The sequence below is a fragment of the Streptomyces rapamycinicus NRRL 5491 genome, assembly GCF_024298965.1.
GTDB lineage: Bacteria > Actinomycetota > Actinomycetes > Streptomycetales > Streptomycetaceae > Streptomyces > Streptomyces rapamycinicus.
The window spans coordinates 5,700,279-5,720,262 of the sequence record NZ_CP085193.1 but is presented as its reverse complement, the minus strand read 5'-3'; the positions used below and the strand labels follow the sequence as shown (position 1 = coordinate 5,720,262).

The window sequence follows — 19,984 nt, the reverse complement described above, 5'->3', positions numbered from 1 at the left end:
GAGCACCCCCTTTCAGTAGGCCAGGCGGGTGGTCAGGCCCAGCGCCGAGTAGGTGGGGTCGCCGAGGATCCATACGGTGTCGGTGTCGGCCGCGCTGGTGTGGATGTCGATCTGGTGCCCGGCGAGGGTGATGGTCTCCGAGTAGCCCTCGACGAACGCCGTGGTCTCGGGGGCGGGGGCCTCCGGGGGCAGGCCGGTGATGGTGATCGCGGTGGAGACGTCCGCGTCCAGCAAAGCGCGGTAGGTGGCCAGGGGCAGGCTGTACGCCTCGACGGCGATCTGCCGCAGCTCGGGCAGGGGGTTGGCGTAGCGGTGGACCATCCACCGCAGGGCGCTGATGACCCGGTCGTCGTCGTTCTTCAGCACGGTGATCGACTGCTCGTACCGGCCGAAGGTGGCGATGCTGTCCGGGTCGGTGATGGTCTGCGTCGCCCCGCCCGGCCGGGCGCCGGTGGCGTAGTTGACCAGCTTCTGATCATCGTCGGCGAACTCCACGCCGCCGGTTTCCAGATCGGCGTAAGCGAGCGTGATCGCAGGTACGGGGTTGTAGCGCAGGTCCCGGCCCTGGAAGACCAGCGCGGCGTCCTGACGGTCGGAGAGCAGCCGCCCGGACTCGGTGGCCTCGACCTCCCGCATCATCTCCAGCGCGGACTTGCCGCCCTCCCCTTGGGAGGCCATCTCATCGAAGCTGCCGGAGGTGGTGACGGTGCCGATACCCGCGTATCCGGCCAGCCGCTGCATGCGCGCCCCGGCGTCCTCCCCGGCGAAGCCGGTGGTGCCGGCCTCGTAGTGGTCGAGGTACTCGCTCAGGGCGTAGGTCGTGCTGGACAGGTGGACGGCGATGTGGGCCAGGGCGCCGGACCAGATGCGTGCGGCGCCGTAGCCGCCCGCCCACAGGGTGCGCAGCTGCAGCATCTTGTCGACCGTGACCGCGTAGCCGGGCACGGTGTGGTCGAGGTAGACCTGGGCGTTGAACTCGTCGTACACCAGGTGGTGCCATTGCCCGTCGTCCAGGGCCGGGGTGGCGACGGAGACCGAGGTGCGCGGGAGATCCGAGCTGGTGTACTCGATGTCCAGTTGCCCGGTGCCGCTGTCGAGGAGGAAGTGCAGCTGGTACTGGCCGTCCTTGGAGGCGAGTGCGCAGATGAGGCGGCCGCGGGTCGTGGTCTGGAACCACGCTTCCACGAAGAGCGGGTTGACGGACGCCTCGGTCTGCGGGCCGAGGTCGCCGCGCAGATAGCGCCCGGCCGTCGCCGAGACGGGCGTGAGCTGGGCCGTGGTCTGTCCGGTGGCGGGCGGGCCCGCGGCGTCGCCGAAGGTGACGGTGCCGCCGGTGCCGCCCTGGACCTGGCCAAGGGACCCCGCTCCCAGGCCGGAGATGTCCCCGGCCGTGGTCGAGTCGGCCGGCTCCGACATCGGGTAGTACGCGACAGGCCCGAGCTGCAGCACTTCCTCGACCAGCAGCGGCTGCAGCTGCGGGAGCCGGGCGAGCCATTTGAACAGGTCGGTGGCGGTGATGGTGACCTTGGACAGCATGCCGTTCCAGGAGATCGGCCACTGGTTCACCATGCCGCGGAACCGCGGGTGCAGCCGCGCGCCGTCGCTGTCGAACGAGGTCGGCGCGGTGCCTTCCTCGACCTGGACGTCATCGACCCACGCCTGATCCCCGGTCACCGGGGAGGTGACGGAGGTGGTGAAGTCCAGGCGGTGCACGGCGGCCGTCGTGGTCCAGGTGACGCTGATCTGCGTCCATGCCCCCGTCGTGGTCGAGGGGGCGCCGGCCGTGGTGTTGTCGATGACCAGACGCACGGGCGGGTCACCGGCCGGGACCCACACCCACGCGGATGCGGTGTGGGCCTGGCCGATGTTCAGCCCGTACAGGGTCTGTCCGTACAGGCCGCCGGTGCCGGTGTCGGTCCAGTTGATCAGGTGGGACCAGCCGCCGGTGTGCCAGTGGACTTGGCTGTTGAAGGACGACAGCGGCGGGGTGCTGCCGTCGTCCCAGCCGCTGGAGTCCTGGTCTCCGGTCGCGTCCTGAAAGGACGGGTGCCGCACCAGGTTCTTGGCGGTGGTGGCCTCCTGGATACGGATCGGGCAGTTGCGGCGCACGTCCGGGTAGTACGGCGAGGAGGCGTTGCCCGAGGTGAAGCGGCCGTCCGAGTTGTCCAGGACCAGGGCCGCGGTGGCGGGCTGGGTCTCGGCCAGCTCATCGGACGCCCCTCGGTCGATCTTCACCCCCTCGCCGAGGTGCACCCAGTCGGTGATGTCGGTCCAGGTGACCGAGGCCGCGGTCGGCGCGTAGCCGAACGCGGCCTCAACCGCGATGCGGATCACAGGCTCACCCCCAGGTTCATGCCGCCGAAGTCCCGTTGCAGCTTCAGGAACATCTTGCGGATCTCCTTCGCCGTCGCGATCGGGTCCAGGGCTCCGGAGACGTCGACCTGGACGTGCATCACCCGCGGCTCCGCCGAGGCCCGGGCGGGTACGGCGGCGGGCGCACCGGGCACCGGGCGGACCGCGGCGACCGTGCCCGCCACCGTGTCCATGGCCGACTCCACCACCGGTACGCGATCGAGGAGGCCGCGGGCCAGGCCCTCGGTGGAGTAGCGGCCGATCTGGGCCATCACCGTGGACGGGCTCTTGATCCCAAGAGCGCGGCGGATCGCCTTCTGCATGCCCTTGGCGATGTTGAGCATCAGCTTCTCGATGTTCTTCTGCTGGCCCTCCAGCCCCTTGAGGAAGCCTTTGCCCGCGTTCTTCCCGGAGTCGTACATGCGGTCCGCGCCGAGGCGGCCGAGGTTGTCCGCGCCGGTGTTGACGCGCGTCTGCAGGGAGTTGATCGTCCCCAGCGTGCCCTTGTCCGCTCCCGCGAGAGCGGAGGCGTAGGCGTATCCGGCCTCGGGGCCCATGTTGAGGATCTGCCGCAACACCGACTTGTGCAGCCCCCGCTTGCCCAGCAGGTCGACGTACTTGGTGAACTGCTTGATCTTCGCCAGCCGGTCGGCGAGCCCCGCCTTGATACTGCCCGCGGTGACCTGCCCTTCCTCGATGCCGAGGTTGGACAGCTGCGCCCCCTCCTTCGCGGTGGCCGCGGTGTCGCCGGCGAATTTCTTGGCATCCGCGATCTTCTTCGCGATGGAATCCCGCTGGGAGGCGAGCGACTGCAGCCGCTTGGTGGTCCGGTTCAGCTGGGCCACCAGCCGGTTGTCCTTGGTACCGGAGAACGCATCCCAGATGTCCTTGGCCAGCGTCTTGGAGATGGAGGAGATCTGGGCCTTGGTACCGGTCAGACCCTTGACCATGCCCGCCCCGGCGTCCCGCCCGAGCTTGGCCATCTTCTTCGACGGCGAGGCGATCTCCAGCTCGGACCGCACGCCGAGCAGCGCAGCGCCGGCGGTCCGCCCGGCCGCCGCCTGCAGCGCCCCGGCCTGGGAGGTCATGCCCGCGATCAGGCCGCGGACCATGTCCACCCCGGCGGTGCGCAGGTCGCCGGTCCCGCTGGCTGCGGATCCGGCGGCCGAACTGGACGCGGACGCCTGCGCCTGCCCCAGATGCAGGCGCCCCTCGTTGAGCGCCCGCATGAACCGCACCCCGTACCGGGCCACGGCCTTCGCCCGCATGACGAACTCGCCGTTGCTGACCATGGCCAGGATGGAATCCGAGGTGCCCGTGCCCGGCCCGGCGATCGGCCCGCCCCCGGGGAAGCCCTGGATCGGGCCGCCGGATGCGTAGCCGCGGACCAGCCCGCCGCGCGCGAAACCGCCCAGCGCGGCGATCGCTGCCCTGGCCGCGCCCAGGCCGACCGTGACGACGTTGATCGAGACGGTCCGGCCGTGCACGCCGTTGATCCAGCTCTGGGCGTTCCGGACCGCGGACAGCACGCCGCTGTTGCTCGCACTGATGGCGGGCTTCCGGCCCTTGACCGTATTCAGCGAGGCGATCGACCGCTTCACCGCGCCGAACAGCCCGGACGGCTCGGCGTCGATCTTCGGCTTGGGGCTCTTGATGCCGACCAGAGCGAGCTGGGAGCGCTTGACCTTGTCGAACAGCGCGCTGGGCTCGGCGTCGATCTTCGGCTTGGCCTTCTTCCCGCTCAGGCGGTCGAGGTCGGTCTGGGCCTTGTGCAGCTTCTGGTTCCACTCGCGGATGTCCGCCTCGAGCTTGGCCTTCCGCGCCTTGCTGAGGTTCTTGTCGTCGAGCTTCTGCCTGGCCTCAGCGATCTTGTCCTTCAGGTCGGTGATGTCGCCCTGCAGCTTCACCTTCCGCGGCATGTTGGCCACGGACTTCTTCCAGTCGTCGACCTTGCCGATGGCCTTGTCGAACGATGCGTTCGTGTCCTTGCGGTACTGCTCGACCGCGTCCGCGCCCTTCTTGAAGTATTTGCCCACCCCGGGCACCCAGCCGAATGCCTTGGCTCCGATGCCGGCCACAGCGGAGACGAACGTGAGGATGCCGCCGATCACCAGTTTGAAGCCCCGCAACGCGATCTTGGCGAACTCCAGGACAGGCAGCGCCAGCCCGGCGAACACGGTGGTGACGATCTCCCGGAACCGCTGCGACTTCTGCCACGCGGTCACGAACGCCGCCCCGACGAGAATCACGGCGGTGACGATCGCGCCGATCACGTTGGCGCGCATGGACGCGTTGAGGACGCGCTGAGCCACGGCCCAGCCCAGGACACCCAGCCGCACCGCCACCAGCGACGTCGCGATGAACTGCAGCGTCTCTGGCGGCAGAGCGTTGATCAGCTTCGCGAAGCCATTGGCCAGGGTCGCGGTGGTCCCCAGCAGCGGGGCCAGCGACACCAGCAGATTCCCGGCCGCCGCCCCCAGCGTGCCGAGCATCCCGGCCCCGTTGCCCGCCATGTCGAGGAACTTCCTGAAGCCCTCGCTGCCCTTGAGGGACTGCCCCCACGCGGCGAACTTGGCGGTCAGATCCTCGAGGCTGGTGGACATCTTGCCCGAGGCGGGCAAGAACGCATTGACGATCCCGGCGATCCCCACGACGATGTTCTTCGCCGAGTTGAGGAACGCGGGGAACGTGGTCTTCGCGGCGCCGTCGAGCCTCTGCACCAGACGGTCGAACGCCCCGCCCTTCACGCTCTTGTCGATGCGGTCGACGAACCCGCCCAACGCACCGGCCGCCGTCTTCACCAGCGGCGTCAAGCTGGGGAGCATGGCCCGGAGCGTGCCGAGCCCCTTGGTGAAGATCGGCATCGTCGTCTTGCTGAGCGAGTCCGACCACTTACTGAAATCCGACTTCAACCCGATGAACGCCTTCGCGGTGTCCCTCGTCGCCGGAGGCATCTTCGCCAGCGCATCCTTGTACTCCTTCTGTGCGGCCGCCGCCTCCTTGCCGCCCTTGGCCGCCGCATCCTGCGCCTTGGTGTACAGGTCGGACGCCTCGGTCACCGCGGTCAGCTGCGGCTTGACGGCCGCGCCGAACGCCCCCGCCGCCGCCCCCGCACTGGCGAACGCAGCGACCATGGCCCCCGTACCCGCGACCACCGCGGCACCCATCGGTGCGGCGCCGCCGATGGCCCCGAGCTTCAGCAACTTCGCGGCCAGGCGGTCCGAGGCGTCCCCGGCCTGGTTCAGGACCCGCGACAGCCGGTCGCTGCCGTCGAGGGTGAAGCGCATACGCCGCTCAGACATCCCTGCCCGCCTCCTCCTGCTGCTGCCGGTTGTGGTCGTCGATCCAGGCGATGGCCCGCTCGAACTGCTCGATGGTCAACAGTTCGATCTCCCACGGGCGGATGTGCAGCAGGTGCGCCAGCAGCGGCTCGTAGCTCAGGCGGCGGTGAGTGATGCTCCGGCGGCCGAGTCTTTTGGGACCGCCTCCGGGTCCGCCTCCACGGCCGTCTCGTCCCCGTCCTCGCCGGGGGTGGCCGCGTCCAGCTGGGCCAGAGCCGCCGCGCGCTCGTCCTCGTCCAGGTCGGCGTTCGTCTCGATGCCCTCGCGGATCGCGGCCAGCTCCTCCGCGTCGAACTCGAATCCGAGCTCGGCGGCCGCGGGCACGAACGCGGTGTAGCGCAGGGTCGGCTGGTCGCGCTTCATCAGCACCCACGCCACCGCACGCGTCGCCAGCATGCTGCCGTTGAGCACCTTGGACTTGGCCGGCTCCCACTCCAGCCCGGTCGCCCGCTCGACGGCCTCGGCCTCGACGGCCGTGATGCGGGCGGTCTTCAGGTCCCAGCGGCGCTCTTCGCCGTCCTCGGGCGTGTAGACGATGATCACGTTGTTCTCTCGTTTCAGCTCAGGTCACGCTGGACGTCGTCAAGGACCCGCTCGACTTCGGCGGCCATACGGGCGGTGTGGCGGCGGATCGTCACGTCCCACCAGGGCGCCGCGTACTGGGTGGCCCAGCGTTTGCGGTTGCCGAACACCGGGTGCCGCCACCTGGCCTCATCGATCTTGTTCGGCATGGCCCGCATGTCCGGCGGCAGCGCTCCCCGGTCGATCCAGATCCGGGCGCCGGGATTGGCCGAGACGCGGACGCTGATCCGGATCGCCTCGGCGATCGTGGCCCGCAGCGGCCGCGTCGTCGGGCTGGGCCCACTGCGCCCGCTGCCGCCCTGACTCCGGATGGGCACCGTGCGGACCGCGGTCTGCAGGCCGTCGCGCAGCGGCTCCGCGGCCCGCCGGATCCTGCGGGCGAAGTTCCGTTGCAGCCGGGACCCGCCCGCCCGCCGCAGGTCCCGGCTCAGGTTGAGCAGCTGCCCGGTGCCGGTGATCCGTACATCGCGCACTCGGTCACCTCACAGCGTGACGTCGGTGCTCATGTACTCGATCTTGGGCAGGTTCGTCCCGTCGTACAGGCCCGTGAACTGCAGGGTGGGCTTGATGACGTCGAACCCGTCCACCACCGGCGGGCCCTCGTCGAAGTGCACGGCGGGCAGCGTGATCCGGAACGTCTCCGCGTAGGTGGACGCGATGATCGGCCCGATGAACTCCCACACCAGGGACGTCGCCCCGTCCGAGGTGTGCAGGTCATCGAGGACGGTGTCGATATAGTCCGTCTCCATGGTCCCGGTGATCTTCACCTGATCATTGGAGATGGGCTCTTTCTTCAGCCCCGACTGCCCGGCATAGAACCGCTCGACCGCCTGAGGCCGCTCGATCTTCACCGCCATCTTGCGCACGCCGTCCCGGGCCGTCTCCGTGCCGAACGTGCCCGTCTTCACGGCCATCTGCCCGAAGTGGAACGGGCTCATCGCCGGGTAGGACGCGGTCGCCAGGGTCTGCGCCTCGTCACACGTCTTGCCGTCGAACTCGAAGCTGCCGGTGAGCATGCCGCCCACCTCACACGCGAACTCAGCCGAGGTGACCTTGCAGCCCAGAAACGACTTGTCCGTCACCGTGCCGGTCGTGAGCGGCACACCCTTCTGGATCGTCAGCGACTTGCCCGCGGTGTCGGCCAGAGTGTGGGTCTGCAGGTACGCGGTCGTGACGGCCTGCTGCACCGGCGTGACGGTCGTGCCCATGAGCGCCTGCAGCAGCAAGCCCACGCCCTTGTTGGTGACCTCCAGGTCGATGCTGCCGGAGACCTCCTTGCGGGTCAGCACTCGCCGGGAAGACAGGGCCAGCAGACGGCCAGCCGCGATACCCGCACTCTGGGCCGTCGTCTTCTTGAGGACGAGGCTTTCCTTGGTGAACTCGATGAACTTGCTCGGCGCCACGAACGTGCCATACGTGCTCTCAGCGCTGATGCCCAGCTGAGCGCCGAGCCCGGATCCGATCGCCATGGATCAGCCCTCCTTCTGCGGCTTGGCCGCGGTCTTCTTCGCCGCGGCCCTGGTGCCGGGCTCCTCCACGGACTCCCAGGTGACGGGCTGGCAGACGTAGCCCTCGTAGCGGTCGTCCGGCACTTCGACGACCTCATCGGGTTGGACGAGCCGGGAGCCGAGTTCCGGCACCGTCACCGGCTCCGAGCCGATGAAGCGCACACGCGCCATGGCTGTACTCCTCACATTGCAGTGGTTCAGATGCGGGCGCGGCAGGCCACGACGAAGGGGATCGCGGCGCGCACACCCTGGTCGGTGTTGGTCTGCATGAGCGAGCCGCTGGCGATCTCCGCCCACAGCACCGCACCGTTGAGCGTCGGTGCCGTCGGATTGGAGTTGGACGCGCGGATCGTCTCCTCGCAGACGGCGAGGAGCTCGAACGCCCGGGCCCGGCGGGCGGCCACATCGGTGTCCCCGGTCCAGGTGTCGAGGAAGCACAGGATGCTGAACTCCTCATCCCGGGTGCGGGCGCCGGCCGCGTTGAACTCCTGGGCGAACTCCACCGCCAGCTCGCTGGTGGGAGACCAGCCCACGGTCAGGTAGTCCGCATTGGCCTGGTCGCCGGTCGGCGGGCCGTCGAGGATCTGCACGCCGGCCAGGCCCGGGGCCGCCCGCCAGATGGCCAGCAGCGCCTCGATCGAGGCGGGCACGCGGGAGGTCGCCATCTACGCCACCCCCGGCGGGAGCCGGTACGGCTGGAGCAGCTGCAGCACCCGATTGGGCACCGCGTAGCCGAAGCCGGGCACGGGCTGGGTGACGTCGAAGTCGTCCGCCCCGCCCAGCCCCGGACGCCCGGGGCCCTGCTGCGTGCGCCACAGGTGCTGCACCATCATGCGCCCGGCGAGGTTGAGGGTGGGCGGGACGCTGCCACGCCCCGCGGTGTAGGCGGCCGTCCAGGGGCCACCGCAGAACGCGGCCCCGTTCAGCCGCCGCACCACGCCCGTCGGAAGGTCGACCGTGACGTCAGAGACAGCGAGGGCTGCGCCGCCGGTGAGGACCGGGGTGAACGAAGTCAGGGACACAACCGGGACGTGCGTGAGGCACAAGGTGGGGCCGCGCCCGCTGACGGTCTCGCTCACGGCCCGGTTCTCCACCGGACCCACGTACCACTCGACCATGGCGGTGACCGAGTCGACGTATGCCTGCAACTCGACGTCGTGCGTGACCGTGGTGATGTTCAGCTGCGCCTTGGCCTCGTCCAGCGTCAGCAGCGCCATACGGGACCCTCCCTACTTGCTGGACCGGCCGCGCTTGGGCGTGGCCGTCTCCGGGGCCGCCTTGACGGTGGCGGTCTCCTCGACCGGCTCACCGCTCGCGGCGTCCTCGGCCAGACCGGCACCAATCAGGTGCTCGGCCTCGTCCTGTGGAAGCTCGACGACTCCGCCCCGCGCGGGCCACGGCTCGCCGTCGCGAGTGCCGGAAATGGCCGCCTTCATACGGACCTTCATGTGCTCCTCCTTCGAGCAGGGGCGGCCCTCGCGGTGGCGGAGGGCCGCCCCGGGCGGGATCAGGTGGCGGCGCCGGCGAAGACCTTCAGGGCGCCGGTCTGGTCGACGGTGAGCCCGTCCGCGCGGATGATCGCGCGGAACGTGGTCAGGTCGGTGTTGAACGCGAAGTCGTCGGAGCGCTCGAAGCGCACCCCGCCCGCCATGCGCACGAAGTACGCGGCGAAGTCGCCGAAGACGACCGATTTGGCCGAGGTCGCGACGGCAGCCACGTTCGGGTCGGTATACACCGGCTTGCCCAGCAGCGTGTCCGGCACACCGAGCTGGATCGAGGGCTGCCACAGGTACTGCCCCTGTTGGTCCTTCAGCTTCCGGGCCGCGCCCATGGTGGCGTCCCGCATCAGCCAGCCGCACGACGGGCTGTTCCGGTACGGGGAGATGACGCTGTAGAACAGGTCGATCAGGTCGTCCGCGGTGAACGCACCGGCCACGCCCGTGCCGCCGGTCTTGCCGGTCGAGGCGGAGGTGACGACGCCGGTCGGCTTGGACGATCCATCGCCGGTCACCAGGTGGGCGCCCACCGCGTTGCCCAGCGCCCGCCCGGCCTGCATGGACAGGTAGCCCTCGAGGTCGACACCGGTGTCGGTCAGCAGCTCGCTGGACGCCTGGATGAGGACGCCGTACTTGTAGGCGCCCAGGGTCCGCTTGCCGAACGCCGGGTCCGACTCGGTGATGGCCCCGCCCTCGGAGGTGATCGCGGCGGTGGAGTGGGCGGTGGTGATAGGCACCTCGATGCTCTCGCCCGAGGCGGTGTTGAGCACGGTCGGGTTGGCCATCAGCACGCCGGACACCTCGATCAGGTGCGCGACCAGCTGCCCGTAGAACGTGGTCGGGACGGTGTTGCCGCCCGCCGTCGCGGTGCCCTTGACCAGGTCACGAAAGTTGACCTTGCCCTCAGGGCGGATGTCGATGGACCGGATCTCACCGCGAGCGAACCGGCGCAGCTCGGAGTCCTCGGCCCTGCCGCGCTGCTGCGGTTCGGGGGTCTTGGCGAGCAACTGGGCGAACGCCGCGTCCGCGTCCTTGGCCCGCTGCTCGGCCTCGGCCATGTCCTTGACCCGGCCGTCGATGCTGTCCAGGTCGGCGTTCAGCGCCTGGTACTGGGTCTCTTCCTCGGCGGTCAGATCGCGCTTCTCGCCCTCGGCCGCGTCGAGCAGGGCCTTGGCCTGCTCCCAGATGTTCGCGCGGCGTTCCTGCAGCCGCTTGATGAGGTCGCTCACGGTTGCCCTCCTGGGCATGACGACGACACCCGCACGGCCCGCGCCGAGGGGTGCCTGGTGGATAGGGATGTCGAGGTGGGTGTCGCCCTGCCTCAGAAGGTGCGGCGCTGGTAGAGCGCGGCGCGCCGCTGCCGCAGCGCCAGCGGCGGGTGGGGGTCGCCCTGCCAGCCGTTCGGCGCCAGATCGATAACCTTCGGGGCCGGTGGCTCCAGGAACCGGCGCAGGCCGCCGTCCTCGGCCGCGGCCGCGCGCACCTCTTCGAGGTCGGCCCCGCTCTTCTCGGCCAGCGACCGCAGCCCCGTCGAGGTGTCCAGGTACGCGGGGGTGTTCACCGGGGCGACGTCGACCAGCTGGCCGGACAGCAGCGTCCGGACCGGGAAACCCTGCTCGGTCATGCCCCAGTCGTCGGCGAAGGTGTAGAACGCGAAGCTGGAGCGGCGCACGTCGCCCCGCTGCACCAGCTCATACACGTCCCCCCGCGCCTGCGGCACATCCACGCTGTAATCCAGCCCGGTGCCGTCCACCGCCAGCCGCAGCGTCCCGCCGTCGGTGGTGCCGAGCAGCATGTTGTCATCGTGGTTGTACCGGGCCATGGCCTCGGGCCAGCCGTCGCCCTCGGACTTCGCGAAGAACCCGGGGTCGATCCGCTCGACGAATCCACCCAGGTTCCGCGACAGCATGTTGAACTTCGCGGCATAGCCGCCGATCGTGCGCGTCTCGCCAGCTGCGCGGACCTCGACCAGGCCGCGCGTGAACCGGCGCTCTGTGGCACTGCTCATGGGTTCTCGCTTCCGTCCGGGGGCAGTCCGCCCAGCGGGGTGTAGTCCTGGCCCTGCCCGTCCGGCAGGGGCTGCTCGTCCTCGAGCGCCCTGAGTTCGTCGATGCTGTTCAGCCCGATCCGGCGGGCGATCGAGTGCGCCCGGTAGCGGGTGAGGGTGTCGGTCCGCAGCATGGCGTCCGCGTTGAACTTCACCGACTCATCCGGCGGCCGCAGCAGCGACAGGGCTTCCTCCAGGCGGGCCAGCCATGGGCGCAGCGTCCACGTCAGCATGTCCAGGCTGTTCAGCTCGACGGTGGTGTAGGTGAGGCTGTTGCCGGTCGTCCCGCCGACCTTCTCCGGCGGCACCCCGTAGATCGCCGCGATCTGGTTCGCCGATGCCTTGATGGTCTCCAGGAACTGCGACTCCTCGGCCGGTACGGAGATGGGCTTGTACTTCGTGCCCAGTCCCAGCACCGCGACGTCGCGCCCCTCGGCGGCCTGTTTGAACCGGGCCTTCAGAATGGTCGCAGCCTCGGCCTGAACCTCGCGGTCAGTCTCCAGCACGGCGGCCGGGGTCGACCCGTTGGCGAACCAGTCCCTCCCGAACTGCTGGGCCAGCAGCCCGGTGTCCGTGGTCAGCGCGAACTGGCGGATCGGCGACAGCCCCAGGATCTGGCCGGGCAGCGTGTAGGCCGGAACGTGGAACATCTGCCCGTCCTCCAGGCGCCGGCCCTGGACGTACCACACCGGACGGGGCGCGAGGTTGTCCTCAACGCTCACGTCATCGGGGTGCAGCCATTCGATCTGCGAGGGCCAGCCCGCGCGGTCCCACGCCACGATCAGCCCGTAGGCGTTCCCCCGCAGCGTCAGCGACGTCATCGCCCGGTGCAGCCAGTCGTAGCGCGTGCCCGTCGCCGCCGGCCGCACGAACAGCTGCGGGGAAGGAACGGGCCTGCGCGTCTCCCCAACCTCCCGGTAGGACTTGGTGGGCAGGGACGCCACCGAGTCCGCCAGCAGCCGCGTCGCCGCGTACACCGGCGCCAGACGCAGCGCCCGTTCCTGGGAGTCTCCGCGCAGCGCGGCAGGGTCACCGCCGGACCCCCACACGTCCTGATACGTGATCGCCCGCTGCTGCTCCCTGCGGCGGAATGGCCACCACCAGCTCATGCGCCCACTCCTCACCACACGCTGTTCATGACGTCGCCGGGCTCGTCCTCGTCCAGCTCGGCCTCAAGTCCCCACTTCGCCAGCGTCACGGCCACCAGCGGGCTGATATCCACGGACACGCCCCTACGGGCCCACGCCCACGCATCACCCAGGGGACGCTGCTGCGCGCCCGCCAGAGCCGCCGCCAGCGGCGCGTTGTCGATGTGCACGATCGCCTGCTCGGCCGCCGCGTCGTAGAACTGGCCGCATGCCTGGGCGATCTGCCGGGTCTTCGGCGAGACGACGAGCAGCCCCGCCTTCCGCAGATCCGGGATCAGCGACCCTGCAGGGCCGCCCTCGTCCACCACCCAGCAGCGCGGCGAGTGGCGCCCGTCCAGCTCCACCGCCCGCTCCACCACCCACCCCGTGCCGGGCTGATGGTCCACCACCTCGACGTGCACTGCCGCCCCCGAGGCACCCGCCACGCCGATCGCACTGTGCGACCGCTCCGGGGTCGTATCGATCGCAAAGGCCACCGGGTCATCCGGTCGGCTCGCCGCATCCGCCAGCGCCCGCCAGGCGTCCTCACCGATGACCTGCCAGGTATCCGCCGAGTCCGATGGGTAGTCGCCCACGCCGAGCCGCTCACGGCCGAACAGCGTGTCCCCCAGGGTCAGGCGCTCGTTTGCGCACTTCTCCAAGGTGAGCCGATACCCGATCGCCGGGTTCGCCTTCAGGACCGACTCGGCGGCCACCACCTCGTCATGCTCCTGGCACTGCGGGCCGCACTCGTCGCGGTGCTCGTTGATCGACCACTCGAAGTAGGCCAGCGTCGGATCCGGCACGCCGGTCTCCAGCGCGGCCAGCGCCCGGCGCCGCAGCCTCCCGAGCTGCACCGACTGGTGGCCGATCCCGGCCGAGCCGAGATACCAGGTCTGCGGGTTGGCGACGGCGGCCAGCGTCGGCGCGAGTGCGGCCATGGCGTCGTCGCCCAGGATCATGTCCTCGTCGAGCACGATGCAGTCCGCGGTGAAGCCCCGGCCGCTCCCGCCCGAGCGTGCGATGAACCGCAGCAGCTGCCCGGTGTGCAGCTCGATGCCTTCCTCGCCGACCGTCTGCCAGTACCGTTTGACGCGTTTGTGCAGGTCAGGGCATCCACGGATCAGACGCTCGATCCGTTTGAACGCGTTCTTCGCCGTCTTGAACTCATGTGCGCTGTGCAGGATCAGCTGCTCGCCGCCGATGAACAGGCCCCACAACTCGCGGGCCTCGATGATCCCGCCCTTCCCGTTCTGACGCGGCACGTTCACCGCCACCTCGGGCGACGCCCAGTTGCCGTCCGTCTTCTCGCCCATGCCCTCCTCGAGGACGAACTGCTGCCACGGATCCAGCCGCAGCCCAGCCCGGGCCGCCAGGTCGACGGCCTCTTGCCCGGCGCTCGACAGGAACGTCCCGGGCACAGCGAGGACCCGCGGGCGCTGATGGCCGTATACCGGCCCGTCACCCACCGGCCTGCTGCTGGAGAGCGGCGCGACGCTCGGCTCGCTTACGACTGACGTCATCGACCGCGTCCCCCTTCGACTCCACTGGAGCAAGTTTCCGCAGGTCAGACATGATGGCGCGCAATTCACGGGCCGCTGCTGCGGCACCCTTCGCGTCCTCGGCGTCATCGAGCTGGCGAGCGAGCGCCACCGCGGCCGCCGTCAGCCCCGGCGCGACCGGGCCGACTCCGAGCTGATCCACTTCGGAGCGGGTAGCGTTCTCCACGTCGCTCACGTCGTCACCCCCTCGCAACGGGACGTAACCGACGCACCGTCACATAGCGTGACCCATAGGGTGATTACGCAGCGTAATACCATCAATGTCACGTAGCGCGACATCGCTAATTCCTCTGAAGTGAGTTCGCCGTCAAGTTCGCATCCAAATCGGCGCGCAAAAAATCGGGCGACAAGGGCGTTTGGGTCGCCCGGGAAGCCCACTAAAGAAGGGCTCCGCTCGGCCGGATGATCTCCGTTCAGGCCGTCGCGTCGTGGTCATTCGCGCTGCTGTGGTCGCGCTCGGTGATGCTGGACGCTGGGGTCACGGTCCGTGAGCTGACGCTGTGTGCGGTGGGTTACCAGTCGCGGGACCGCTGGGGCATCACGCCGTGTGATGCTGCCTTGGGCCGGCGGTTGTACCAGCGTGTGACCACAGCCTCCATGCCGGGCTGACGCATGGCCCGTACCCGCTGCATGACCACGTCGCGGCCCGGGTCGACCACGATCACCTTGCCCTTGAGCCGCTTGTACTTCGCTCGGGCCTTGGGGCTGGGCTGTGTGTGGATGACGTACACGTCGGTGGTGTCGAGGTGCTGGTACGCCTCGTTCAGCGCGGCGAACCGGGCACGGTGTACGACCTTGAGCAGCACGTCGCTATGGGCGTGGTGGTCGGCTCCGGGGCCGGCCATGGCGAGGGCCATGAGGTCGAGGTCGATGACGATGTCCGTCGGCTTGGCGTGGGCGCGGATCCAGCTGGACTTGCCGGCGCCGGGCGGGCCGGTGACGACGTACAGCACGTGTGGTCACCACCTGCGGGAGGCTCGGGGCTGGCGGACGGTGAGCCTGTTGCCGCGGGCGCTGTTGCAGCGTCGGTGCGCTGAGCGGGCGTTGGAGGGGTCGAGGAGGCTGCCACCGCGGCTGAGGGGCACGGCGTGGTCGAGGGTGAACGACCAGGTGTTGCGTGCGTCGAGGGTGGGGTCGATGTCGTGGCCGCAGATCCAGCAGGGCATGCTCTGGGCTTTTACCTCGGCGACCAGGCGGCGGTATGGCCGGCCGTTGCGGGGGTTGCTGGCCATGGTCACCCCCTCGGGCATGGCGAAGGCCCCGGCCGGTGGTGATCTGGTCGGGGCCTTCGAAGCGCTGGTCAGCCTGTTTTGGGCACAGCTGTTCACCGAGATCGTGGCGCATGGATCGTCGCACGTCAAGCGGCACGCTGTCCGGGGCGGTTGGGCTTGGCCGCGTAGCGGGCGGCCTCGACGTCGGCGAGACGGTAGAGGGGGCGCCTCGGGGTGCCGCCGCAGCGGGTGAGGAGGCCGCGGCGGACCCAGTCGCGGATGGTGGCTGGTCGCACTCCGCAGTTGAGGGCGGCCAGGTCCGTGGTGACGGTGCCCAGGGGCGGGACGATGAACTCCATGACGCCAGTGTGGCTCAGTGCCCGCAGCCGGGCAGGGTCCACCATCCGCACTTTTCGCAGTAGCCCATGGGGTGCCTCCCTTCGATAGTTGAGTTGTGCACGTAACCCCTTCCGAGAGGGGTGGTTCAGGCGCTCTCCGCCCGCTCTCCGGCTCGCTCTCCACCGCTCTCCGGTGTGGCCTGACCTGCGTCTCCATCGGTTGGAGAGGGGTCGGGCACTGGAGAGAGGGGAGCGGGGCGCAGGAGGGCCTCGAGGTCGGTCCGCTTGATGCCTGAGCGGCCCTCGACGTCGCCCACGCGCATGGACCGGTGGATGGTGATGCGGGCGTCGGTGAGGGCGGCGCGCAGCCGGGTCTCGTCCAGACGCGCGCCGTAGGGGCTGGCGAGTAGTCGGGGGTAGAGCTCGGACAGGTGGATGCCGGGTCGGTCGCCGATGAGCTCGAGGACGGCCTTGATGAGTTGGCGGCGCGTCTGCTCGGGGTCGATCGGGGCGGGGGCGCTGGCGTGCCAGGCGCGGCGGCACCAGATGCCGACGGCGAGCGGGGCGAGGATCAGCGGTGAGCGCTCGATGGCGGCGTACAGCGGCGGGACGGTGAGGCAGGCGGCGCCGATGCGGATGATGGCCAGCACCGGCCGGCCCTCGGGGGTGAGGGCGTGGCCGATGCGGCGGGCGAGGATGACCGAGCCGGTCTCGATCCGGCTGGCGGTCTCGCGGAGTGTGGCCATCAGATGCTGTTCAGCAGGGAGTCGCCGAGGCTGTTGACGGCGGGTACGAGGGCGAGGGCGCCGGTTCCGCCGATTCCGGCGGTGGTGCCGACGGTGGAGCCGCTGAAGGCGCCGGAGCCGATCATGCGGATGTCGTCTTTGTTGATCTTCTTCCAGAGTGCGATGAGGGCGAGGAAGGCGAGTACGACGAGGATGGATCCGCCGGTGGTGAGGGGCTGGACGTGGGCGCCGGCGACGGCGGTATCGGCGGCGCCGGTGGTGGTGCCCAGGCCTTTGTTGCCGATGGCGTTGCTGGTCTGGCGGATGCGTCCGAACAGCTTGCCCAGGAGGCCGCCGACGCACATGGCGCCGAGGATGCCGAGGGTGAAGCCGTAGGCGAGGGGGATGAGTTCCTTCCAGTTCTTCGTCTTGCTCTTGAGGTTGGTCTTGGCCCAGCGGGCGCCGTACCAGACGAGGGGGGCGAGGCCGGTGAGGATGCCTCCGGCGGTGAGTGTGACGTTCACGGTGTGGCTCCGGTGATCAGGTAGAGGGCGAGGTCGAGGGCGGGGCGGCCGGGCAGGGCGAGCGTGGGGCCGATGAGCGCGGCGTAGAGGGCGACGCGGGTGATCCACCAGCCGCGGGCGTGGTCGAGGCCGCCGGTGATGAGCACGGTGATGCCGCTGATGACGTAGGCGCCGCCGGTGGTGAGCTCGGGGTCGGTGAGGGTGTGGGCCCACCACAGGCCGGGGCTGAGGGCGAACAGGACGGCGGTGGGGCGCCACCGCACGTCGGACAGGAGGCGCCGCTTGGGCTGCTCCTGGGGCTCCTCGGCGGCCAGCACGATGACGGTGGGCTCGGGCGGGGTGTTGGCCCACCAGGTGGTGCGGCCGACGGTCGGCGCGTAGTCCGGGGGCGGCGGGATGATGCGGGGCTCGTTCACGCGTAGCCGCCCCCGCCCTGGCCCACGCCCTCGTCGCTCTGTGGCGTCTGGCGGGCCTTCTTCGCCTCGCGGGAGAGGACGGCGCGGACGTAGCCGGGGTCCACGGTGATGCGGTTGATGCGCTCGACGCGCTTCGCGATGTCGGCGGCTGATGCGCTGGTGCCGAGGTGTGATGCGGCGTCGATGATCGCCTGAGACTTGGTGACGGGCGGCAGGGCCGGGACCTGCGGCGCATCTTGATGCGCATCATCCGCATCACCGTCGTCGTCGCGGTCGAGGTCGATGCTCGGCGGGCGCCCGTTGAGGATGAGGGCTACCTGGACGGCGTCCACGATCACGCCGTAGGTGATGAGGAGCGCGGCCAGCTCCGGCGGGGGCATATCAGGCTGCGCATCATGGGCGATGCGGATCGCATCAGCGGGGTCCATCTCGGCGAACCGGTCCCGCAGGATGTCTGTCGCACGGCGCGAGGGGACGGGACTGGGGTCCTTCGGGGACCTCTGTCCGGCGTGCTCGATGTGGTCGACCGCGCGCCGCTTCACAGTGGCCCCGGCGAGCTTGGGCGCCAGCAGCCAGGCCCAGCCGCCGAACGCGGGCAGACGGAACGGGCGCTCGCCGAGCTGCGCGCGGGCCTCGGCCCGAGGTCCGGCCCAGGACAGCTCCGAGACGGCGAGCAGGGCGAGGGTGGGGACGGAGAACAGCAGGGCCGCGGCGAGGCCGCCGCCGATGAGGTCGGCGTGGAAGACGTTCAGGTAGACCGAGGTGCCGGTCATGACGAGGGTGGCCAGGCGGGCGCCGGCGGCGCTGCGTCCGGCCTTGGATGCCTCGCTGGAGAGGTGGAGGCAGGCGTATGCGGCGCCGTCGAATACGGCGACGGCTGCGCCTGAGATGCCCTCGGGGGCGTCGTAGTGGCGGGCGACGGCGTAGAGGGACCATCCGGTGGTGGCGATCGCGGCGAGCGACACGATGGTCAGCGCAGCCCGCCAGGCGGTCGAGGCGGACGTCAGAGTCCGCCAGATCTCGCGGTTCATGGATCGGGTCCTTCCGGGGCCCACCCCGTGCAGGAGTGGGCCCGGCGACAGGGGTGGATCAGGCGGTGGCGCGGAGGACGACGCACACGGCCAGGAGGACGAGTTCGGCGATGAGCAGGACGCCGGCGAAGAGACGGAGCATCAGCCAGCGCTCCCTTCCTGCTGGGCGCAGTCGGCGGCGAGGAGCAGCCAGACGAGTGGCCAGGGCAGGGCGGCGCTCGTGGAGCCGGGACAGTGGCCACAGGCGAGCACCAGCGCGGGCCGTGCGTTGGCCGGCCACCACCGGTACGGCACGTAGTGGCGGAGCCGGCCGTCGAGCGGGTGGGCGAACGGGGCCGCGCAGTACAGGCAGCGGCCGCGCTGGCGGCGGGCGAGCGTGTACCGCTTGATGCGGCCGCGGTCGCCCTTGCAGTTCCCGGGGCGGTTGCGCTTGCTCATCGGCTGCCCTCCTCTCGGAGGAGCGCGGCGAGGTGCCCGGCGAGCGCGTGGAGCTGGGCGCCGTGCCGGATGAGGGCCTCGGCGATGCCGTGCAGTTGCGCGGGGTCGGACGGGTAGAAGTCGCCGTCCAGGCCGATGTTGATGAACAGCCCACGGCCCGGGGGCCGCTGCTCGGTGTACGGCCGCTGCTCCAGGAAGGTCGGCATGAGGTAGGCCGTGCCGCGGGTGGTGTCGAGGGTGAGGCCGGTCTCGTCGCCCGTGTGGGAGATATCGACCCGGTACCCCCCGTCCGGGTGGGCGGTCGTGCACCAGGTGGGGCAGGTGAGGGTGACGGGGCCGTGGTCGCGGGTGTGCACGGTGACCGTGCGGGGCGCGCTCACGGCCGCTCCTTAGCGGCTCGGCCGCGGGCGTCGAACGCGGCGCGCTCGGGGGCGCCGACCACGTAATCGACGCGGCACGCCTCGGCGGTCGCCTCTTCGATGTGCTTCGAGGAGAGGTCGGCGTCACGGCGGCGGGTCTGGGCGGGGCGGCCGGTGGAGCCGGACCGGAAACCGGGGAGTTTCACCGGGTCACCCCCTGCTCGGCGTCGAGCGCGGCCAGCAGCTGGCCGAGGCAGACGGTGAGGGTGGCGTGGGACTCGATGATCCGGCCGTGGTCGTGGATGTCAGCGCGCTCGGCCTGGGCGAGGTACTCGCGGGCGGTCTCGATCGCGGCCGGGAGCGTCGGTACGAAGGTGGGCAGCTTCACGGCCGCTCACCACCAGGGCGCGGGATGCCGGCGGTCCGGTAGCCGGTGGGCGGGTGCTCGGCGAGCCGCTCCCGCAGGTGTGCGGTCGTCCACTCGATGCCGAGGTGCCGGGTCACGCCCTCGTCGAGGACGCCGTGCAGGGCGACCACCGTGTGCATGACCCGGTCGGCGAGCACACGGGCGTGCACCTCGCTGTCGCCGACCGTGGCCGGGTGCGGGATGTCGAGCGCTTCGAGGATCGCGCGCAGCAGGTCGGCGGCGGGCTCGGGGAGGTTGTGGGTCACGGCTTCACCGCCGGGCGGGAGGTTCCGGTGACGCCGGCCGCGGTGGCGCGCACGGTGATGGTGCGGCCGCCGGTGCGGCGGATGGTGCCGACCGCGATGAGGCGGCGGGTGGGCGGGGGCGCGTCGGTGCGCGCAGGCATGGCAAGATCGGCCATAGCCGACTCCTTGGTCTAGTCAGGGAGTACGCCCGGCTTGCCGGGCTTCGGTTAGGCCCTCGTTCGGTGTTCGTAGCACCGGCGGGGGCCGTATTCAGTT

The 19,984-nt window shown here is 70.4% G+C and carries 27 protein-coding genes; all 27 read right to left on the bottom strand.

The features are described 5' to 3' along the window. Positions 1–12 precede the first annotated feature (12 nt). Positions 13–2,334, bottom strand: coding sequence for a LamG domain-containing protein (locus tag LIV37_RS23715; RefSeq protein ID WP_020869631.1), 2,322 nt, complete (start codon positions 2,332–2,334; stop codon positions 13–15). After that, on the bottom strand, positions 2,331–5,654 hold the full coding sequence (locus tag LIV37_RS23710; RefSeq protein ID WP_148717807.1) for a phage tail family protein: 3,324 nt from the start codon (positions 5,652–5,654) through the stop codon (positions 2,331–2,333). Before LIV37_RS23710 ends, LIV37_RS23715 begins: the two co-directional genes overlap by 4 nt. Before the next feature lie 135 nt (positions 5,655–5,789). Further along, the gene (locus LIV37_RS23705) at positions 5,790–6,236 is read right to left on the bottom strand and encodes a hypothetical protein (RefSeq protein ID WP_020869629.1); all 447 of its coding nucleotides are present in this window, start codon (positions 6,234–6,236) and stop codon (positions 5,790–5,792) included. 14 nt (positions 6,237–6,250) lie between these two features. Further along, positions 6,251–6,748: a hypothetical protein gene (locus LIV37_RS23700; protein ID WP_020869628.1), complete on the bottom strand. Its 498-nt coding sequence runs from the start codon at positions 6,746–6,748 to the stop codon at positions 6,251–6,253. A gap of 9 nt (positions 6,749–6,757) precedes the next feature. Then, on the bottom strand, positions 6,758–7,744 hold the full coding sequence (locus tag LIV37_RS23695; protein WP_020869627.1) for a phage tail tube protein: 987 nt from the start codon (positions 7,742–7,744) through the stop codon (positions 6,758–6,760). Positions 7,745–7,747: 3 nt separating this feature from the next. Then, positions 7,748–7,954 (bottom strand): hypothetical protein, encoded by a 207-nt coding sequence (locus tag LIV37_RS23690; protein WP_020869626.1) that lies wholly within the window; start codon positions 7,952–7,954, stop codon positions 7,748–7,750. Positions 7,955–7,980: 26 nt separating this feature from the next. After that, positions 7,981–8,448, bottom strand: coding sequence for a hypothetical protein (locus LIV37_RS23685; protein WP_020869625.1), 468 nt, complete (start codon positions 8,446–8,448; stop codon positions 7,981–7,983). Further along, positions 8,449–9,000: a head-tail connector protein gene (locus LIV37_RS23680; protein ID WP_020869624.1), complete on the bottom strand. Its 552-nt coding sequence runs from the start codon at positions 8,998–9,000 to the stop codon at positions 8,449–8,451. It abuts the gene before it with no gap. A gap of 12 nt (positions 9,001–9,012) precedes the next feature. Further along, the gene (locus LIV37_RS23675; RefSeq protein WP_020869623.1) at positions 9,013–9,231 is read right to left on the bottom strand and encodes a hypothetical protein; all 219 of its coding nucleotides are present in this window, start codon (positions 9,229–9,231) and stop codon (positions 9,013–9,015) included. Between the two features lie 59 nt (positions 9,232–9,290). Further along, positions 9,291–10,508 carry a phage major capsid protein gene (locus LIV37_RS23670; RefSeq protein ID WP_020869622.1) on the bottom strand — a complete coding sequence of 406 codons (1,218 nt, stop codon included), beginning with the start codon at positions 10,506–10,508 and terminating at the stop codon, positions 9,291–9,293. A gap of 92 nt (positions 10,509–10,600) precedes the next feature. Next, positions 10,601–11,287 (bottom strand): HK97 family phage prohead protease, encoded by a 687-nt coding sequence (locus LIV37_RS23665; RefSeq protein WP_020869621.1) that lies wholly within the window; start codon positions 11,285–11,287, stop codon positions 10,601–10,603. Beyond that, positions 11,284–12,435, bottom strand: coding sequence for a phage portal protein (locus LIV37_RS23660; RefSeq protein WP_020869620.1), 1,152 nt, complete (start codon positions 12,433–12,435; stop codon positions 11,284–11,286). Before LIV37_RS23660 ends, LIV37_RS23665 begins: the two co-directional genes overlap by 4 nt. A gap of 11 nt (positions 12,436–12,446) precedes the next feature. Next, positions 12,447–13,976, bottom strand: a complete 1,530-nt coding sequence (locus LIV37_RS23655) for a phage terminase family protein (RefSeq protein WP_214663049.1) — start codon at positions 13,974–13,976, stop codon at positions 12,447–12,449. Continuing rightward, complete coding sequence (locus tag LIV37_RS23650; protein WP_020869618.1) at positions 13,915–14,190, bottom strand: hypothetical protein; 276 nt, start codon at positions 14,188–14,190, stop codon at positions 13,915–13,917. The genes LIV37_RS23655 and LIV37_RS23650 overlap by 62 nt, the downstream gene beginning before the upstream one ends. Before the next feature lie 337 nt (positions 14,191–14,527). Beyond that, positions 14,528–14,968, bottom strand: a complete 441-nt coding sequence (locus LIV37_RS23645; protein ID WP_020869617.1) for an AAA family ATPase — start codon at positions 14,966–14,968, stop codon at positions 14,528–14,530. Positions 14,969–14,974: 6 nt separating this feature from the next. Further along, on the bottom strand, positions 14,975–15,247 hold the full coding sequence (locus LIV37_RS23640) for an HNH endonuclease (RefSeq protein WP_121824587.1): 273 nt from the start codon (positions 15,245–15,247) through the stop codon (positions 14,975–14,977). A 125-nt stretch (positions 15,248–15,372) separates the two neighbouring features. Further along, on the bottom strand, positions 15,373–15,585 hold the full coding sequence (locus tag LIV37_RS23635) for a MerR family transcriptional regulator (protein WP_121825309.1): 213 nt from the start codon (positions 15,583–15,585) through the stop codon (positions 15,373–15,375). A 125-nt stretch (positions 15,586–15,710) separates the two neighbouring features. After that, positions 15,711–16,310: a hypothetical protein gene (locus tag LIV37_RS23630; protein WP_020869614.1), complete on the bottom strand. Its 600-nt coding sequence runs from the start codon at positions 16,308–16,310 to the stop codon at positions 15,711–15,713. Further along, positions 16,310–16,813 carry a hypothetical protein gene (locus tag LIV37_RS23625; RefSeq protein WP_020869613.1) on the bottom strand — a complete coding sequence of 168 codons (504 nt, stop codon included), beginning with the start codon at positions 16,811–16,813 and terminating at the stop codon, positions 16,310–16,312. The genes LIV37_RS23630 and LIV37_RS23625 overlap by 1 nt, the downstream gene beginning before the upstream one ends. Continuing rightward, positions 16,810–17,229, bottom strand: a complete 420-nt coding sequence (locus tag LIV37_RS23620; protein WP_020869612.1) for a hypothetical protein — start codon at positions 17,227–17,229, stop codon at positions 16,810–16,812. The genes LIV37_RS23625 and LIV37_RS23620 overlap by 4 nt, the downstream gene beginning before the upstream one ends. Beyond that, positions 17,226–18,260, bottom strand: coding sequence for a hypothetical protein (locus LIV37_RS23615; protein WP_020869611.1), 1,035 nt, complete (start codon positions 18,258–18,260; stop codon positions 17,226–17,228). Before LIV37_RS23615 ends, LIV37_RS23620 begins: the two co-directional genes overlap by 4 nt. Positions 18,261–18,401: 141 nt before the next feature. Then, complete coding sequence (locus LIV37_RS23610) at positions 18,402–18,698, bottom strand: hypothetical protein (RefSeq protein WP_020869610.1); 297 nt, start codon at positions 18,696–18,698, stop codon at positions 18,402–18,404. Next, on the bottom strand, positions 18,695–19,078 hold the full coding sequence (locus LIV37_RS23605) for a DUF6907 domain-containing protein (RefSeq protein ID WP_020869609.1): 384 nt from the start codon (positions 19,076–19,078) through the stop codon (positions 18,695–18,697). Before LIV37_RS23605 ends, LIV37_RS23610 begins: the two co-directional genes overlap by 4 nt. Then, on the bottom strand, positions 19,075–19,263 hold the full coding sequence (locus LIV37_RS23600) for a hypothetical protein (protein ID WP_020869608.1): 189 nt from the start codon (positions 19,261–19,263) through the stop codon (positions 19,075–19,077). The genes LIV37_RS23605 and LIV37_RS23600 overlap by 4 nt, the downstream gene beginning before the upstream one ends. Further along, positions 19,260–19,445, bottom strand: coding sequence for a hypothetical protein (locus LIV37_RS23595; RefSeq protein ID WP_020869607.1), 186 nt, complete (start codon positions 19,443–19,445; stop codon positions 19,260–19,262). The genes LIV37_RS23600 and LIV37_RS23595 overlap by 4 nt, the downstream gene beginning before the upstream one ends. Further along, a complete protein-coding gene (locus LIV37_RS23590) occupies positions 19,442–19,729 on the bottom strand; it encodes a hypothetical protein (RefSeq protein WP_020869606.1) in 288 nt (95 codons plus the stop codon). The genes LIV37_RS23595 and LIV37_RS23590 overlap by 4 nt, the downstream gene beginning before the upstream one ends. Further along, on the bottom strand, positions 19,726–19,884 hold the full coding sequence (locus tag LIV37_RS23585; RefSeq protein WP_020869605.1) for a hypothetical protein: 159 nt from the start codon (positions 19,882–19,884) through the stop codon (positions 19,726–19,728). The genes LIV37_RS23590 and LIV37_RS23585 overlap by 4 nt, the downstream gene beginning before the upstream one ends. Between the last annotated feature and the right edge of the window lie 100 nt (positions 19,885–19,984).

Bases quoted from the DNA above. Each gene is read 5' to 3' on its own strand.
- LIV37_RS23665 (WP_020869621.1), bottom strand. From the start codon at position 11,287: ATGAGCAGTGCCACAGAGCGCCGGTTCACGCGCGGCCTGGTCGAGGTC.
- LIV37_RS23695 (WP_020869627.1), bottom strand. From the start codon at position 7,744: ATGGCGATCGGATCCGGGCTCGGCGCTCAGCTGGGCATCAGCGCTGAG.
- LIV37_RS23630 (WP_020869614.1), bottom strand. From the start codon at position 16,310: ATGGCCACACTCCGCGAGACCGCCAGCCGGATCGAGACCGGCTCGGTC.
- LIV37_RS23615 (WP_020869611.1), bottom strand. From the start codon at position 18,260: ATGAACCGCGAGATCTGGCGGACTCTGACGTCCGCCTCGACCGCCTGG.
- LIV37_RS23675 (WP_020869623.1), bottom strand. From the start codon at position 9,231: ATGAAGGTCCGTATGAAGGCGGCCATTTCCGGCACTCGCGACGGCGAG.
- LIV37_RS23660 (WP_020869620.1), bottom strand. From the start codon at position 12,435: ATGAGCTGGTGGTGGCCATTCCGCCGCAGGGAGCAGCAGCGGGCGATC.
- LIV37_RS23640 (WP_121824587.1), bottom strand. From the start codon at position 15,247: ATGGCCAGCAACCCCCGCAACGGCCGGCCATACCGCCGCCTGGTCGCC.
- LIV37_RS23585 (WP_020869605.1), bottom strand. From the start codon at position 19,884: ATGGCCGATCTTGCCATGCCTGCGCGCACCGACGCGCCCCCGCCCACC.
- LIV37_RS23655 (WP_214663049.1), bottom strand. From the start codon at position 13,976: ATGACGTCAGTCGTAAGCGAGCCGAGCGTCGCGCCGCTCTCCAGCAGC.
- LIV37_RS23635 (WP_121825309.1), bottom strand. From the start codon at position 15,585: ATGGAGTTCATCGTCCCGCCCCTGGGCACCGTCACCACGGACCTGGCC.
- LIV37_RS23685 (WP_020869625.1), bottom strand. From the start codon at position 8,448: ATGGCGACCTCCCGCGTGCCCGCCTCGATCGAGGCGCTGCTGGCCATC.
- LIV37_RS23610 (WP_020869610.1), bottom strand. From the start codon at position 18,698: ATGAGCAAGCGCAACCGCCCCGGGAACTGCAAGGGCGACCGCGGCCGC.
- LIV37_RS23680 (WP_020869624.1), bottom strand. From the start codon at position 9,000: ATGGCGCTGCTGACGCTGGACGAGGCCAAGGCGCAGCTGAACATCACC.
- LIV37_RS23690 (WP_020869626.1), bottom strand. From the start codon at position 7,954: ATGGCGCGTGTGCGCTTCATCGGCTCGGAGCCGGTGACGGTGCCGGAA.
- LIV37_RS23710 (WP_148717807.1), bottom strand. From the start codon at position 5,654: ATGTCTGAGCGGCGTATGCGCTTCACCCTCGACGGCAGCGACCGGCTG.